Origin of the sequence: Intrasporangium sp., assembly GCF_035280925.1 — a bacterium.
Taxonomy (GTDB): Bacteria; Actinomycetota; Actinomycetes; order Actinomycetales; family Dermatophilaceae; genus Intrasporangium.
Genome location: NZ_DATEEY010000188.1, coordinates 1 through 15,577 on the forward strand (window position 1 = coordinate 1; position 15,577 = coordinate 15,577).

Here is a 15,577-nt window from a genome sequence, read left to right on the forward strand (position 1 = left end):
CACGTGCGAGCGCTCCTGCCCCGATCGAGTGAACAGCTTCTGGGGCGAAGCGCCCCAGAAGCTGGTCACTCGATCGGGGCCGGGTCGGGCTCCTCGCTGGCTCCAGGACTGCGCAGGACGCGGGCCGCCAGCGCATGCGCCGCCTCGACGCTACGCACGAGATCACCGTCACCGGCGAGGTAGCTGGTGAGGAAGCCCGCGTTGAAGGCGTCCCCAGCGCCGGTGAGGTCGCGCACGTCCTCCACCGGATCCACGGGAACCGTCGCGACGACCTGCCCGCCCTTGATCACCATCGTCGCGTCCTTGCCACGGCGGGCAAGGAGGACCACGCCGGGGAACCGGTCCAGTCCGGCGCGCGACCGACCGTCTGCAGCCAGGTCGAGGATCTCGCACTCGTCCTCGTTGGCCGAGATGAAGTCCGGCCGGCACCGTTGCACCAGGTCGACGAACGCCTCGACCCCGTAGTGCCGGATCAGGCCGGTGGACGACACGTCGAAGGACACGAGGCCGCCACGCTCGTGCTGGCGCGCCACGGCGCCCAGCACCGCGTCCGCCGTGGACCCGGACTCGAACGAGTAGGCCGTGACGTGGAGGATCTCGAGGTCCTCGAGCCACGCCGGGTCGATGTCGACCAGCCGCGTGTTCGCTGCGCGGGACGGGAACATGGTCCGCTCCCCCAGCTCGTCGATGAGCAGCACGATCATTCCCGTGCTCGCGCTCCGGTCCAGCTGGAGGCGGACGTCGACCCCGTGCCCGTCGAGCTCCTGCCGCAGGACGTGCCCGCCGAGGTCGTCACCGACGCAGCCGATGAAGCGCGTCGGATACCTCGGCCCGGCAAAGGCGGCCACGTTGGCAGCCGACCCGCCGCGGCGCATGACGATCTCGGACTTCGTGTCGGTCGCCCTGCGCTGTGGCTCGAGCTGCCAGACGACGACGTCCTGGACGACGTCGCCGATGACTCCGAGCACTATGCGCCCCGGTCGGCTGGTGCCGCGCCAACGAGGGCCGCGGCCACCTCGCAGGCCAGCCGGATGTTGTTGCGGTAGAGGGCCACGTTGGCGTCCAGGCTTCGGCCCTCGGTGGCACGGCGGATGTAGTCGAGCAGATAGGGCGTGGAGGCCTGGCCGCCGATGTGGTCCTTCTCCGCCGCCGCCCACGCCGCCTCGATGACGCCGTCGAGCTCGGTCGGGTCGAGCTGCTCTGCCTCGGGCACCGGGTTCGCGACGAGCACGCCGCTCGGCAGGCCGAGGGCACGCTGGGTGGTCAGGACGGTGGCGATGTCCGCGGGCGAGTCCACGCGGGCGTTCACGGGATGGCCGGAGTCGACGACGTAGAAGCCCGGGTAGCGGTTGGTCCGATAACCGATGACCGGCACGCTCAGTGTCTCGAACCGCTCGAGGGTGGCCGCGATGTCGAGGATCGCCTTGGCGCCGGAGCTGATGAGCACGATCGACGTGCGGGACATCGCGATGAGGTCCGCCGACTCGTCGAAGGTCTTGTCCGCCCCGTGGTGCACCCCGCCGAGCCCGCCCGTCGCGAAGACGTCGATGCCCGCCGCACGTGCGAGGAAGGCCGTGGCGGCGATCGTCGTCCCGGCGTTCCTCTTCGTCACCGCGCCGATGGCCAGCTCCCGGATCGACGCCTTGTCGGCGGCGTCGTCGTCACCCAGCTCCCGGATCTCGTCGTTGCTCAGGCCGACGACGGGCGTCCCGTGGTGGACGCCGATGGTCGCGGGGACGGCTCCGGCAGCCCGGATGATCTCCTCGCCCTCGAGGGCCACCTCGACGTTGCGGGGCCGGGGCAGCCCGTGCGTGAAGATCGTCGACTCGAGCGCGACGACGGGAGTCCCCGTGGACAGCGCCCGGGCGACATGGTCGGCGACACGGATGGGGGCGGGGCTCGACATGGGCACCTCTCGGATCGTCGGGGTCATCCAACGGTAGGCCAGTCGGCCGGGTCCGGGCAGACCTGCACGCGATCGTCGAGCGACCCCCCTCGCATCCTGCTCCGAGGAGTGGAGCAGGATGCGAGTCATCCGGTGGTGACCGTCAGCTGGCGGCCTGCTTCACCAGCTCGGCGATCTGCTTCTCCACCGCCTTGGTGAGCTCGACGATCGCGAACGAGGTGGGCCACATGGCGCCGTCGTCGAGGTTGGCGTTGTCCTGGAACCCCAAGGTCGCATAGCGCGCCTTGAACTTCGCCGCGTCCTGGAAGAACAGCAGCACCTTGCCGTCCTTTGCGTAGGACGGCATTCCGTACCAGAGCCGTGGCGCCAGCTCCGGGACCGCCTCCATGACGACCTCGTGGACGCGTCGCGCCATCGCGCGATCGGCCTCGGGCATCCCGGCGATCTTGTCGAGCACGGCCTGCGTGTCGTCGACCTTGCCCTTCTTGCCCTTGGCCGATCTGAGCTCCTTGGCGCGCTCCTTCATCGCGGCGCGTTCCTCCGCAGTGAACTTGTCCGCGCTCGCGTCTTCTCGCTTGGTCGTCTTTCCTGAAGTTGCCATGCGCCCATTGTTGGCCCTGCGAGCGCGCGGCGCTTCTCCGAAACTGACCAAAGAGGGAGCCTCAGCCCGGCAGCCACGCGGTCAGCGCCTCGGAGACCCGGGGCTGCGTGAAGAACGAGCAGTGCCACGTGCCGGATTCGGACGTGAGGTGCAGGGAGCGTTCATCCCCGACCCGGAATCCGAGGGCACCGGCCACGAACCCGACCCCTTCGGACGGGACCACCCCGTCGTTGGCCTGGTCGCCGAAGATCTTGTCCAGTACTGACTCAGGGAGACGCCAGAGTGCGGCGAGCGAACCGGTCGGCTCGAAGTCGGCGTCGATGGCGTAGAGCCGACTCCCATCCGGCGCCGCGGAGGCGATCCGCGCCAGGAACTCGCCACCGGGCCGCATGGAGGAAAGCCCGGGGAGTCCGCCGAGAGCACCCTGACCGATGATCTTGACCACCTCGAGGACGGCGTCGAGCACGTCGAGCACGACGGTCCATGGTCCGGGAGGAGCGAGGTTGAGCAGAGCCGTGACCCGGTTGACGAACGCGCCCAGGTGCCTTCCGTCAGCGAGCGGCGTCCCGGCGTTGGGACTGGCGACGAAGATGGTCCGTCCGATGGTGAGACGACCCTGTGAGAGATCGGCAGCCCCGGCCAGGGCGCGCCCGACCAGCCCGCCACGGCTGTGGCAGACCAGGTCGAGCTCGACGGACGAGTCGGGTCCGAGATCGCGCAGGACGCCGAGGAAGTCACGTGCGTTCCGATCCGGGTCGACGGACAGCGTCGGGTGGTCGAGCGCAAACACCCGACCCTGGTATCGAGCGGCGAGCGTCTCCATGGTCGCCGACGGCAGCGCCCCGAACGACCCGTGGCCGGTGCTGAAGGTGCCGTGCACGAAGAGCAGCGATCGCCCAGTCGTCAGCCGCGTGGCGTCGAATCCGTCGCTCACCACTGCCGAGCCGAAGGCGGCTGGGCCGAAGTCCCGCAGGCGCGTTGGCCTGTGCGACTCCTCCCACTTGCTGGCGATCAGCTGTGCCGTGGCGCCGACGAGCTCCTCGACGATCGCGTAGACGAGGACCGACAGGATCTTCTTGCCGATCATGGTGATGAGGGACCGGTCCCCGACGGGGGCGTCCTCACCCTCGGCCACACGAGGTGCGCCGACCGCACTGGGCACGACGAAGCGGACCGTTGCACCACCTCCGCGTGAGGTGTCCCCGGGCGAACCGCCTTGCCCTTCCTGCGAACCGGGCCGGGTCCTCGCCTCCGGGTAGTGCCAGCTCGGCACGCCGGCCTCGTCCACCAGCAGCAGCACCTGACCCCTCGTCGGGCCGAGGTCGGGCACGTCGAGCACGAGCCCCGGCTCCCCCTCCGCTGTCCGGATCTCACCCGCCCGGCCAGCCCCTCCACCGGCTCCGGGTGCGGCCGTCGCCTCGATCTCAACGGCCACCGCCTGTCGCAACCCCGCCCGCGCCAGGGCGTCGTCCCACGCCTCCGTCGTCCGCTCCGGCTCACCCGAGCGGCCGCCGAGCGGTCCCTCCTGCACGACGGCACTCCCCCGGAGCCCCGGCGCTGTGATGACGACCCCGCGCCCCAGGTCGACTCGTCGCGTGCTTCCGTCCAGCTGTGCCATGCGTCCCTCCGATGTGAGCGGCGTAAGCGGTCAGGACCGCTCGAAAGTCAGTTCCGGGTGCCCGTAGAAGACATAGGCCAATGGAGTTGCCGTCTGCTGGTCCCAGTCGGTGGCGTAGCGGGACCGGAGCTGCCGCAGCGACTCCGCCACAGAGGTCCCGTTCGTCAGCGCCGCCTGGTAGAACTCCTCCGCGAACTGGCGCGCCACCAGGTCGTTGACGTTCCACAGTGGCGCCACGTAGCCGCTGCACCCCTCGGACACGAATGCTCCGGCCAGCCCGCCGTAGTCGCTCAGCACCGATCCCGCCGTGCCCACCTGGCACGCGTTGAGGAAGACGAACGGCTTCGTCTCTCTAGTCAGCGAGGACCCCTGGATGATGAAGGGGTCGAGCCGGCGGTCCGACGCACTGAGGATGATGCCGGTGTACTGCTGCATCGTCGGGCTCACCTCTCCGTGCGCGGCCACGTGCACAACGGTCGGCCCGAAGGGCGCGCCGTTGCGCTCGAGCGCATTGCTCAACAGACGACCGAAGTCCTCCTCCGTCGCCTTGAGGGGCAGCCCGCCATACGCGAGTGCGATCGCCTTGCCCTCCTCGATCGCCTCGGGCAGCGGACGCACGTTCGTGTCCGACGCGTAGTCGCCGATGACGACCGCCAGGTGCGCCGCCGAGGCACTCGTCGGCGGTGGGGTGGCCGGCCGGTCGCCGCCGCGTGGCGTGCGGGTGATGGGGGGCACCCAGCGGCCTACCCGGCAGAGGCCACCCAGCGGCATACCGACTCTCTCACCAGGCGCCCCGGGAGGCAGGTCCGCGGGGTCGACGATGTCATCCCCCACCCACGCGAGCTCCCACGGGACGTACGGTTCGTTCGTCACGATGAGGACCGACGGCACCTCACCAGCCGCCTTCGCGCGCACCCACACCTGCGCGAAGAGATCCCAGAACTCGCCCGGCATGGCTCCCGTCACGGCGGTTCCGATCCCCGTGATCGTCTTGCGCAGGAATGGCGAACCGACCTGCGCTGGAAGCTGGTTCATGAGCTGGACCGCGAACTCCCGCGCGGACTCGTTGCCCAGGTCGGTCGTGATCCGCGACGTCGGGAGCGCCACGTCGCTGTACCGGGTGTGAAGCAGCCACTCGAGCTGCGCGTCGCCCTGCCGGTTGCGGACCTCGACCGTGATGTGTGGCGCGGGCACGTTCGGCGCCGGCGCCAGGCTCGTCCCGCCCTCGAGGGGAGGCGGGGGCGCCGCGGGCGGTGCCGTGGCGCCCACATGGACCTCGCGCCAGGCGCGTCCGACGACATTGCCGCCGAACTCGTACGACACCTCGACGACGCGCACGAGGTCGGTCTCGACCGGGTCGGCGACGACCGCGAAGGTCACCGTGGCCGCTTCCGGCGCCGACCGCGAGACCGTCAGCTCCCGGCGGACCCCGTCCGGGAAGTCGAGCCCGTGCCCCATCACCGACACGACGAACTGCAGGTCCTGCTGCTCACGCGGGGCCGCAACGGTGAAGCGCGTCGCGCCGGGCGCACCGGTCATGCTGAAGCCGACCGCCACGTCGAACTGCTCGCCGGCCGTGACGGCGTCGGGCGCCGTCACGCGCGGGAAGGCCTCGAAGAGGGAGTCGCCGTATGCCGCTGGGCTGGCTTCCAGCCCCGTCGTCGGCTCTCCGCCCGGTGCGGGAGGAGCCGGGGCGGCGGGTTCGTCGAGACCTCGGGTGCCCCCGCCGTTGTGCGCGGGGCCGACGCCGCCGCGCGTGCCTCCCACACCGCCGCGCGTGGCGCTGGTCCGCGGCATGAGGACGCCGATGATGTCGTCCCCGTCCAGGACGACCGTGCGACCGCTGGCCGCGACCCGCTCCGCCTCCTCGGAGGAGGTGGCGTGCAGGTCCACCTGCGGGCTCGCCTGCCACTCGTGGAGGTTGAGGGCGATGGTCAGCGTCGGGGCCGGGTTGCCCTGCAATGCTGCTCGCAAAGTACCCACGGTGAAGTCGTAGCAGTAGGTCGTACCACTCTCCTCCCGGCGGATGACCACAACCACGTCATCCGAGAGGGGCTCGAGCCGCTTGAGGGCGACGTCCGGCGTGAGAGTGGACGGCAGCACGATCGCAGACCTGAACATGGTGGCTCCTCAGCCATCGTTGGGCGGTCGCACGCCTGTGAGCTCGGGCGGCGAGAAGATGACGGTCGGCGTCGGGGTCCCGGTCGGCGTGACCGTCGAGGTCGCCGTCGGTGAGTCCGGCGGGGGCGCCGTCGGTGAGACAGTCGCGGTGATGTGACGCTTGTAGGTTGCGGAGTTGTTCTTCTGCTTCGGATCCGTGGTGCCAGCGGTGTCCTTCACCGTGGCCTTGAGGCCCGTCGAGCCCCCCACCCATTCGACCGTTGCCGATACGTACACGAGTCCCTTGATCGCATGCCCACCGATCTCGCACCTGGCGGCGCCGTCGGCCACCGTGCAGGGCTCAGAGTGCCCGGACCTGCCCCTCTTGAACGAGACGGCATGCAACGGCCCACCACCGACCGCCTCGACGAGGACCTGCTCGTCGACGAGCTCTGCCTTGCCCAGGTTGTCCGTCTCGAACGTCACCCTCACCGCGTCTCCCTCAGCGGTCCGGACGTCACGCACGCTGATCTCCACGTCCGCGGTCTTCTCGCCATCGGCCGGTACCGTCACGGAGGCCGCCGTGGGATCCGATTGGGAGCCGTCAACACCAAAGGCAACGACGCGGTACTCGATGGGTCCGGACCGCGTGGGGGCAAAGGACGCCTCCGGCCGTCGCACGGTCGTGACGTGGTCGTCGTCGAGGTAGATCGCCCAACGGTCAACCTCTGGGCCATGGGCGGGTGCCGGGTCCCAGGTCATCCACACGAGCTCCGTGTCAAAGGCTGCGAGGACGTGTGTGGGTGCAGCCACTGCCTCGTCGCGCGGGCGGACGAACCACCACATCGCCAACCCCAGCGCCAGGACGAGCAGGATCGCCACCGGCAGTCGGCGCAGGTGACGCGCCTTCACCTCGATCCATTCGTCTTGAGGCTCAGGCACCGAGCCCGGAATCGGCTGTGGCATCGACGGCGGTGTCGGTTGGGGTGTCGGCGCCGGAGCCGTAGGGCTGGGCGCCTCGATGATGGGTCCGGGCACCGTGGCCGTCCACTCGGCCGAGGGCTGTGACTTCAGGCCGTCCTTCCCCACAGCGACGACCGCGTAACGGTAGGTGCCCTGGATCTCGGGCAGATCACTGGCCTTCGGCGCGACGACACGTGAGATGAGCTCGCCGTCGCGAAACACCTCCCAGTCGAGGACCAGAACGCCAGCGGTTGTCGGCTGCTGCCAGTGGAGGTCCACCCTGCCCTCGTGCACGGACCCTTCGAGCCCAGTCGGTGCCGGCGGTGCGACCGACACGGGCTCAGTCTGCGGCTCAGGCTCGGCCTCGCCATCCGGCTGCTCACCAGAGGTCTCATCGTCGGACACGGCGACGGTGGGGATTGGCACGATGCCAGACAGGTCGACCGGTGGCGCAGGCGGGTCCTCGAGGATCGTCTCGACCGGGCCATCGTCCAGCTCGAACAGCACCCCGTCCTGCCCCCGGAGGTAGAGCACCGGTGTGGCCCACTCCGTCTCGCTCGTGGCGAGCAGCGCCTGCCGCCCGAGAGTCACGCCGAGGTCGACGGAGCGACCCGCAGCCACGGAGTCGTAGAGCGTGCGGCTGAAGGCGCGCGCGCCGACGTCCGAGATCTGGAACTGCATGGCGACCACGGCAGGGATCCCCTGCTCCACCAGCGCGATGGCCGCACTGCCGAAGGGATCCTCAGCGCTGACCGTGCCACCCTCACACGAGTTGAGCACCGCGAGCCGGATCGGCGAGTGCTCCAGCATGACCGCGAGGTCACTCCCGGGCACCTTGTGCTGGAGACCGTTCGGTCTGACGAAAGCAAGGTGTCCCTCGCCGTTCGAGTTGATGCCGCCGTGCCCGATGAAGTGGAAGACGTGGAACTCCTTGTTGCTCGCCGTGGCGTAGAGGGACTCCAGCGTGGGGACCGGCAGACGCTCGAGGTCGATGCGCCCGGCTTCGACCAGCGGCTTCAGCTCCTCCTGGAGCGCGATCCACTCGTGCTCGACGGCCAGGTCCGGCAGATCCTTCGGGCTGGAGATCACGACGAGCATGCGCAGCGGCCCGGTGACCTGGAACGGCGGCACCGGCTCGGGGAGGTCGAGCATCCGGATCGTCGGGTAGGCACGGTGCCGGCAGAGGAACTTGTGCTTGTCCGGGTCGTACAGCAGCTCCCAGGGCAGGTTCGCGAGCTCTGCGACGTCGGAGAACCTGATCCGCAGGCGAAGCCCCCGCCCGTGATTTGCCGCAACGAACTGGCTCGTCTGAAGGATGTTGAGGGCCTTGTCGTTGAAGAGCGCCTTGAACAGCGCGCTGCCAAAGGCCTTGGGCTCGACGGTCGTGGAGCCGGCGTGGTCGACCTCCGCGGCGAGCGCCGCCTCGCCCGTGCCCCGCATGGTCTCCCGCAGCTCGACCAGAGCCGCAGTCTCCACCGGCGGCACGAAGGGCATGGCAGGGGTCAGCCCGGTGAGTGACTTGACGACCCGAACCGAGTAGCCGCCCACGCTCCGCTCGAGCGCCACCTCGAACTCGTCGTATTCCAGATCCTTCATCGCGGCCTCCAACGCCACGGATGGGGATGGTTCGACGATATGCCCGACGTGTTCACTATCGGACGAGAATCACCGAATCCCCGTGTTCTCCAGACGCGGGGAAGGCGGTCGAAATACGACCTGCGGCGGGGCCAGCACCTCAACCCCCTACGCCCTCGGGTAGGCCAGCCACCAAGGAGTTGAACCCGAGCGAGGTCGACCGCCGCGGCGTGGCGGAGTAGCGGCATCCGGCACAGAGATCTTCCGGACGCGGGAGGAGGCCGTATGCCGCTGGGTTCCGTTCCGTGCGCCGCGCCTCCGTCGCGGGTGGCTGAATGGACGGCTCGCATCCTGCTCCGGAAAGCGGAGCAGGATGCGAGTGGCAGCAGGAACCTAGAATCACGGCATGGATCTGCCCGCCGTGTTCCACCTAGAGAGTCGGACCGCCCCCGTCGTCACGGCTCGGCAGGTCGTGCGCGTCGCCCGGGCCGAGGCCGACCGGTTCGGCCTCTCGTGGACCGGGCTCCTCTTCGGGGCGGCCTACTTCATCATTGCGCTGTCGCCGAGCCTGCTGCCGCGCACGTGGCTCTACCAAGGCATCGTCTCCGGGATCTGCGGGGCGGCCGGATACGGCCTCGGGGCGCTGTTGGCCTGGCTCGCGCGCGAGATCAGCCGGCTCCTCGGTCTGCGGATCATCATCGGCGAGCAGCAGGGCCATTGGCTCCGCGTCGCCTGGGTCGCACTCTTGGCAGCCGGGTTCGTCTGGGCCGTCGTGGCCAACGTGCGGTCGCAGGCGGTCACCGCGGGCGTCGTCCACCTTGCCCCGCTGAGCCCGCTCGACTGGGCCGGCGCGCTCGCACTGGCCGTGGTTGTCTGGGCGGGGCTGGTCGCAGCGGGACGCGGCACCCGAAGGCTGACCCGGCGCCTCGAGCACCGCGCTGCCAAGGTGCTGCCCGCCGCCGGTGCGACCGCGCTCGCCGTGGTCGTCGTGCTCTTCGTCACGGCGTGGTTCACCGACATCATCATCATGCAGCGTGGGGTCGAGCTCTTCGGACGCTACTCGGCGCACCTCAACGCCCAGCCGCCCGAGGGAAGGAGCGCCCCGACCTCACCGCTCGTCTCCGGAGGACCCGGCTCCGCGGAGACCTACGCGACGCTCGGCTACCAGGGGCAGATGTTCGTCACCCAGGCCCTGACACCGGCGCAGATCACCGCGGCGACCGGGGAGCCGGCGATCCAGCCGATCCGGGTCTACGCCGGGCTGCACGACACCGAGACGATCGAGCAGACCGCCGACCGGGTCATCGCCGAGCTGCACCGCACCGGCGCCTTCGAGCGGACGGTGCTCGCAGTGGCCACGGCGACGGGCAACGGCTGGGTCAACGACTGGTCCTCGCAGTCGATCGAGTACCTGACCGGCGGTGACAGCGCGATCGCGTCGATGCAGTACTCCTACCTGCCGAGCGCCGTCGAGCTGCTGACCGACCGGGCGACGCCGATGGCAGCGGGTCAGGCGCTCTTCGACAAGGTCCACGCCGACTGGTCGAAGCTGCCCCCCGACTCCCGGCCGAGGCTCGTCGTCGGTGGGGAGTCGCTCGGGGCCTATGGCGGTCTGTCGGCGTTCTCCGACGCCGACGACATGCTGGCCCGGGCACAGGGCGGTGTGTGGAGCGGCACGCCGAGCTTCTCCGGAATCGCCGAGCACCTCTACGCCTCCCGGACCCAGGGTTCCCCGCAGATCTCGCCTGTCATCGACAACGGCCTGCACATCCGCTTCGCGACCGAGGACGTCGAGCTGACGACGGACTACGTCGGTCGCCCCCTCGGTCGATGGGAGGAGCCTCGGTTCGTCTTCCTCCAGCACCCCTCGGACCCCGTCGTCTGGTGGGGACCGACCCTCCTCGGCGCCGAACCCGACTGGCTGCGTGAGCCGCTCGGCCGCGACGTCAATCCGGATGTCACGTGGATCCCCTTCGTCACGTTCTGGCAGCTCACCACTGACATGGCGGTCGGGCTCAACCCGCCCTACGGCTTCGGCCACCGCTACGGCCCTGAGATGGTGCTGGCGTGGGGCGCGGTGCTCGGCGACGAAGCCGGCGGTGACTACAGCCGGATCCTCGCCGCCATCGAGCGGACCGCCTCGCGCTCCGAGTGACGGCTCGCCTGACCCGCCCCGCGCGGACTGCGCAGTCGACGGGGAGCGAGCCCAGCGGCATACGGCCCGATGGTCTTTCAGGGACTGTGCCGACGAGCCCGGTTCACCTTTCGGTTGATCGCCCACGCGTCGCCCACGGGGCCGAGGTGACGCAGTTTGTCCGGGTTGAGGACTCCGCGGATCGTCTGGATTCGGCCGTCGAGGATGTCGAGGGCCAGCGTGCCGAAGACCCGCCCATCGGCGTCCCGCAGGATGGCTCCGGGTTGACCATTCACCTCGTGCGGCTCGACGCCGAGGTTGACCACGTCGATCGCCGGCATGAGTCCCTCGAGCGTGCGAACGACCCTGTCGTAGCCGATCACACCCTTCGTGAACGCCGGTGCCTTGCCGCCGCCGTCCCCGATGATCTCGACATCGGCGGCCAGCAGGTCCCGAAGCTCATCGACCTCCCCGTCACGGAGGGCCGCGAAGAACCGCTCAGCCAGCTCCTCGCGTTCGCGTCGATCCGCATCGAACCGCGGCCGCCCTGCGTCCATGTGCCGCCTCGCCCGCGACGCGAGCTGACGACAGGCATCCTCGGATCGACCGACGGCAGAAGCGATCTCGTCATACTCGAACCGGAACACCTCCCTCAGGACGAAGACCGCCCGTTCGAGCGGGCTGAGCCGTTCCAGGAGCAGCAACGCGGCCATCGACACGGAGTCAGCGAGCTCCGCTGACCGCGCCGGGTCCTCGTACGGGTCGGCGACCAGCGGCTCCGGGAACCACGGCCCGACGTACTGCTCGCGCCGAACTCGCGCCGAGCGGAGGATGTCGATCGAGACCCGAGTGACCACCGCTGAGAGGAACGCCTTCGTCGAGACCGGCTCGGTCTGCGCCGCCTCGAAGCGCAGCCAGGTCTCCTGCACCGCGTCCTCCGCCTCGACGACGCTGCCGAGAATCCGATACGCGATCGCGAAGAGCAGCGGCCGAAGCTGCTCGAACTGCTCGGCCTTGCTCCCCGCCCCGCTCACGCCAGCTCCTCCTTGAATCCCAGCCGCCACGATGGGTAGCGGGGCTGCCAGCCGAGCTCGCGCTTGGCCTTGGCGTTGGAGAACCCCCTGCCCTGCGTCAGCATGCCCACGGCCATCTCTCCGGCCAGCAGCCGCACGAGCCAAGGGGGCAACCGCCGGGGCGGCTTCGCGCCGGCGCACTCCGCCAGGTAGGGCAACCACTCACTCGCGGGCGCAGGCTCGTCGTCGACGATGTTGTAGAGGCCCATGGCGCGCTGTTCGATCGCCAGGACGGTCGCGCCCGCGGCGTCGTCGATGTGGACCCACGACGTGTACCCAGTGCCACCGCCGACCAGGGGCACGAGCCGCTTCCGCAACAGCCTGAGCTGGTCGTCCCACGCGCCCGGCCCGTAGAACCCGCCGTATCGCAGCACGACACCACCAGCACCGACGACGGCATTCTCGAGGTGCTCCACGGCCTTCGTTCCCTCGATCAACTCGAGCGGGTCCTCCTCGGTCTTGACCCAACCACCCTCGCGCTTGCCGTTCATGCTCGCGTGGCTCTGCGCGACGAAGTGTCCGACGCCAGCGGCCTCCGCGGCCGAGAGCAGGTGGTCGTTGCCCTCGCTGCGCAGCCGATTCGTCATCGCGAAGAAGCGACTCGCGTTCCTCAGGTTGGGCTTCCCGGCATGCGCCTCGGACAGGCCGGTCATCTGGTTCACGATCACGTCCGGCCGTGCCGCGGCAACTGCCTCGCCGACCGCCGCCCCATCGAGGCCGTCCATGACGACGCCCTGTGCACCGAGCTGCTCGAGCAGCCCCAACTTGGCCGCACTGGTCGTCGTCGCGGTCACCTGGTGCCCCAGGGCCACGAGCTGCGGCACGAGCCGCCGTCCCATGACTCCGCTGCCACCTGCCACGAATACTCGCATCACGTCACTCTCCTCGTCCGTTGTGGCTCTTCACCACCCGAGACGAGGCAGCGCGCCCGTCCGTGACACGGCAATACGGCAAAAGGGGCGGTATGCCGCTGAGCTCGCTTCCCGGTGCATGTGCCAGGGCGCTGTGGCCGGGTCATGCCTCGCATCCTGCTCCGCGGAGCGGGGAGGAGTTGTGCCGCGGATTTCCTGAGCACTCGACGGTCGAGGGCGCGGGACTTTCTGAGCACTCGACGATGAGGCGGCCCGGCTGTTTGGGCGCTTTCGCTTCAGATTTCGAAGGGTTCGGGGCCTTCTGGGGTCGTGGGGGCTTCGGGGGCGGATGGCAGGGTCGACCCCACCATGCCCGCGGCGAGCGTCCGTCCGTCCTGGGTGTCGATGAGCAGGAAGGAGCCGCCGCGGCGGCTGTCCGAGTAGTTCTCGACCGGCACGGGTGAGGCAAGGCGCAGCGTGACGCGGCCGATGTCGTTCAGCGACAGAGACTCGGCTGGCACCGCGTGCAGGTCGTCGAGGTCCAGAGCACCTTCGATCTCCCGCACGAAGGCCTGGACCGTGCGCGCCCCGTGCTTGAGCAGGACCCGCTGTCCGGGCCGCAGCGGCGCGTCGCCCAGCCAGCACACGACGGCCGCCAGGTCCTGCGTCGGTTCAGGCGCGTCCTCAGCAGCGGCCACCACGTCGCCACGCGAGATGTCGATCTCATCGGCCAGCCGCACCGTCACCGACTGTGGCGCGAAGGCCTCATGCAACGACTGCGAACCGAGGTCGATCCCGACCACGGTGGACCTCTGCCCCGACGGCAGCGCCACGACCGGGTCGCCGACCCGCACGACACCAGAGGCGATGGCCCCGGCAAACCCGCGGTACTCGCGGTGCTCCTCAGAGACGGCAGCCCCCTGCGGCCGGATGACGAGCTGCACGGGCAGGCGGAAGCTCTCGAGATCCGGGTCCTCCGACGGCGGCAGGTCCTCGAGCAGCTCGAGCAGCGCCGGCCCCGAGTACCAAGTCGTCCGCGCCGACCGCTCGACGATGTTGTCACCGTCGAGCGCCGACACCGGGATGGCTCGTGCGTCTACGACGCCGAGTTCGCGAGCCACGGCTTGGACCTCCGCCTCGACGCGGTCGAAGACATCCTCGGAGAAGCCGACGAGGTCGATCTTGTTCACCGCCACCACGACGTGCGGCACGCGCAGTAGCGCCGTCACAGCCAGGTGGCGCCGGGTCTGCTCCAGGACACCCTTCCGCGCATCAACCAGCAGCACGACGACGTCGGCAGTCGACGATCCGGTCACGGTGTTGCGCGTGTACTGCACGTGCCCCGGGCAGTCGGCCAGGATGAACGACCGCTGCGCCGTGGCGAAATAGCGGTACGCCACATCGATGGTGATCCCCTGCTCACGCTCGGCCCGGAGCCCATCGGTCAGCAGCGCCAGGTCCGCAGCAGTCAGCCCGCGATCGCGCGACACCCGCTCGACAGCCGCCAGCTGGTCCGAGAGCACCGACTTCGTGTCGTGCAGCAGCCGCCCGACCAACGTCGACTTGCCGTCGTCGACGGACCCAGCCGTCGCGAGACGCAACAGTCCCCGCTGACCCAGCTGAGCGGCATACGGAATGGTGGTTGTCATCAGAAGTACCCCTCCTTCTTGCGGTCCTCCATGGCAGCCTCACTGATGCGGTCGTCGGCGCGCGTCGCGCCGCGCTCGGTCAGTGTGGACGCGGCCACTTCGACGACGATCTCGGCGTTGGTGGCAGCCGGGGACTCGACGGCCCCGGTGCAGGACATGTCGCCGACGGTCCGGTAGCGCACGACGCGCCGCTCGACGGTCTCGCCGTCCCGCGGCTGGGAGTACGGCCCGACGGCGAGCCACATCCCGTCGCGGCGGAAGACGCCGCGCTCGTGGGCGTAGTAGAGCGGCGCGAGCGGGATGTCCTCGCGCTCGATGTAGCGCCAGACGTCGAGCTCGGTCCAGTTGCTGATCGGGAAGACGCGCACGTGCTCGCCCGGCCGGTGCCGCGTGTTGTAGAGGTTCCACAGCTCGGGGCGCTGGTTCTTCGGGTCCCACTGGCCGAACTCGTCGCGCAGGCTGACGATGCGCTCCTTGGCGCGCGCCTTCTCCTCGTCTCGCCGACCGCCGCCGAAGACGCCGTCGAAGCGGTGCTCGTTGATGGCGTCTAGCAGGGGGATGGTCTGCAGCGGGTTGCGGGTGCCGTCGGCGCGCTCACGGAGCCGCCCGTCGTCGATGTAGTCCTGGACGCGGGCGACCTCGAGCCGGAGGCCAAGGCGGACCACCGTTTCGTCGCGGTAGTCGAGCACCTCAGGGAAGTTGTGGCCCGTATCGACATGGAGCACCGGGAACGGGATCGGCGCCGGCCAGAACGCCTTGGCCGCGAGGTGTAGCATGACGACCGAATCCTTGCCGCCGCTGAAGAGCAGCGCCGGCCGCTCGAGCTCGGCGGCGACCTCGCGGATGACCTGGATGGACTCCGCCTCGAGCGCGTCCAGCTGGGACAGTCGCCTGCCGCCCTCGCGCACGATGCTTCCGTATGCCGCTGGGCTCGCTTTTGCACCAGCCGTGACCTCATGCCTCAGGGGAGGGACGTCGGTGATCGTCATGTGATCGAATGTATAACCGCTGATTATGCACACCAATGGGAGTCCACGATCCGGGCCATTCCCACGTGCGTCATGGGAGATGTGGATGTCGCTTATGGCATCTCGCCCGCAGAATGCT

11 protein-coding genes are annotated in these 15,577 nt (G+C 69.6%); 1 reads left to right on the forward strand and 10 read right to left on the reverse strand.

The genetic code is table 11. From position 1 onward, the window contains the following. Positions 1 to 65: 65 nt before the first annotated feature. The 6 genes from VJN29_RS17260 to VJN29_RS17285 all read right to left on the reverse strand — a co-directional run bounded on the left by VJN29_RS17260 (position 66) and on the right by VJN29_RS17285 (position 8,784). The gene (locus VJN29_RS17260; protein ID WP_324144872.1) at positions 66 to 968 is read right to left on the reverse strand and encodes a carbohydrate kinase family protein; all 903 of its coding nucleotides are present in this window, start codon (positions 966 to 968) and stop codon (positions 66 to 68) included. Next, the gene (locus tag VJN29_RS17265) at positions 968 to 1,933 is read right to left on the reverse strand and encodes a pseudouridine-5'-phosphate glycosidase (RefSeq protein WP_324144873.1); all 966 of its coding nucleotides are present in this window, start codon (positions 1,931 to 1,933) and stop codon (positions 968 to 970) included. The genes VJN29_RS17260 and VJN29_RS17265 overlap by 1 nt, the downstream gene beginning before the upstream one ends. Positions 1,934 to 2,048: 115 nt before the next feature. Then, entirely contained in the window at positions 2,049 to 2,507 is a 459-nt protein-coding gene (locus VJN29_RS17270) for a DUF1801 domain-containing protein (RefSeq protein WP_324144874.1), read from the reverse strand. A 61-nt stretch (positions 2,508 to 2,568) separates the two neighbouring features. Continuing rightward, a complete protein-coding gene (locus VJN29_RS17275; RefSeq protein ID WP_324144875.1) occupies positions 2,569 to 4,125 on the reverse strand; it encodes an esterase/lipase family protein in 1,557 nt (518 codons plus the stop codon). A 30-nt stretch (positions 4,126 to 4,155) separates the two neighbouring features. After that, on the reverse strand, positions 4,156 to 6,246 hold the full coding sequence (locus tag VJN29_RS17280) for a TCAD7 domain-containing protein (RefSeq protein WP_324144876.1): 2,091 nt from the start codon (positions 6,244 to 6,246) through the stop codon (positions 4,156 to 4,158). A gap of 9 nt (positions 6,247 to 6,255) precedes the next feature. Beyond that, a complete protein-coding gene (locus VJN29_RS17285; protein WP_324144877.1) occupies positions 6,256 to 8,784 on the reverse strand; it encodes a CHAT domain-containing protein in 2,529 nt (842 codons plus the stop codon). A 385-nt stretch (positions 8,785 to 9,169) separates the two neighbouring features. Between VJN29_RS17285 and VJN29_RS17290 the strand changes: the two genes are divergently transcribed. Beyond that, positions 9,170 to 10,918 carry an alpha/beta hydrolase gene (locus VJN29_RS17290; protein ID WP_324144878.1) on the forward strand — a complete coding sequence of 583 codons (1,749 nt, stop codon included), beginning with the start codon at positions 9,170 to 9,172 and terminating at the stop codon, positions 10,916 to 10,918. Positions 10,919 to 10,995: 77 nt separating this feature from the next. On the opposite strand, the gene VJN29_RS17295 is transcribed toward VJN29_RS17290, so the two are convergent. The 4 genes from VJN29_RS17295 to cysD form a co-directional block, all read right to left on the reverse strand. Next, positions 10,996 to 11,931: an RNA polymerase sigma-70 factor gene (locus VJN29_RS17295; RefSeq protein ID WP_324144879.1), complete on the reverse strand. Its 936-nt coding sequence runs from the start codon at positions 11,929 to 11,931 to the stop codon at positions 10,996 to 10,998. Beyond that, positions 11,928 to 12,842 (reverse strand): NAD(P)-dependent oxidoreductase, encoded by a 915-nt coding sequence (locus VJN29_RS17300; protein WP_324144882.1) that lies wholly within the window; start codon positions 12,840 to 12,842, stop codon positions 11,928 to 11,930. The genes VJN29_RS17295 and VJN29_RS17300 overlap by 4 nt, the downstream gene beginning before the upstream one ends. Positions 12,843 to 13,117: 275 nt before the next feature. Beyond that, a complete protein-coding gene (locus tag VJN29_RS17305) occupies positions 13,118 to 14,470 on the reverse strand; it encodes a sulfate adenylyltransferase subunit 1 (protein ID WP_324144880.1) in 1,353 nt (450 codons plus the stop codon). Beyond that, positions 14,470 to 15,459: a sulfate adenylyltransferase subunit CysD gene (gene cysD, locus VJN29_RS17310; RefSeq protein ID WP_324144881.1), complete on the reverse strand. Its 990-nt coding sequence runs from the start codon at positions 15,457 to 15,459 to the stop codon at positions 14,470 to 14,472. The genes VJN29_RS17305 and cysD overlap by 1 nt, the downstream gene beginning before the upstream one ends. Positions 15,460 to 15,577: the final 118 nt, after the last annotated feature.

Bases quoted from the DNA above. Each gene is read 5' to 3' on its own strand.
- VJN29_RS17290 (WP_324144878.1), top strand. From the start codon at position 9,170: ATGGATCTGCCCGCCGTGTTCCACCTAGAGAGTCGGACCGCCCCCGTC.
- VJN29_RS17305 (WP_324144880.1), bottom strand. From the start codon at position 14,470: ATGACAACCACCATTCCGTATGCCGCTCAGCTGGGTCAGCGGGGACTG.
- VJN29_RS17270 (WP_324144874.1), bottom strand. From the start codon at position 2,507: ATGGCAACTTCAGGAAAGACGACCAAGCGAGAAGACGCGAGCGCGGAC.
- VJN29_RS17300 (WP_324144882.1), bottom strand. From the start codon at position 12,842: ATGCGAGTATTCGTGGCAGGTGGCAGCGGAGTCATGGGACGGCGGCTC.
- VJN29_RS17275 (WP_324144875.1), bottom strand. From the start codon at position 4,125: ATGGCACAGCTGGACGGAAGCACGCGACGAGTCGACCTGGGGCGCGGG.
- VJN29_RS17280 (WP_324144876.1), bottom strand. From the start codon at position 6,246: ATGTTCAGGTCTGCGATCGTGCTGCCGTCCACTCTCACGCCGGACGTC.
- cysD (WP_324144881.1), bottom strand. From the start codon at position 15,459: ATGACGATCACCGACGTCCCTCCCCTGAGGCATGAGGTCACGGCTGGT.
- VJN29_RS17285 (WP_324144877.1), bottom strand. From the start codon at position 8,784: ATGAAGGATCTGGAATACGACGAGTTCGAGGTGGCGCTCGAGCGGAGC.
- VJN29_RS17265 (WP_324144873.1), bottom strand. From the start codon at position 1,933: ATGACCCCGACGATCCGAGAGGTGCCCATGTCGAGCCCCGCCCCCATC.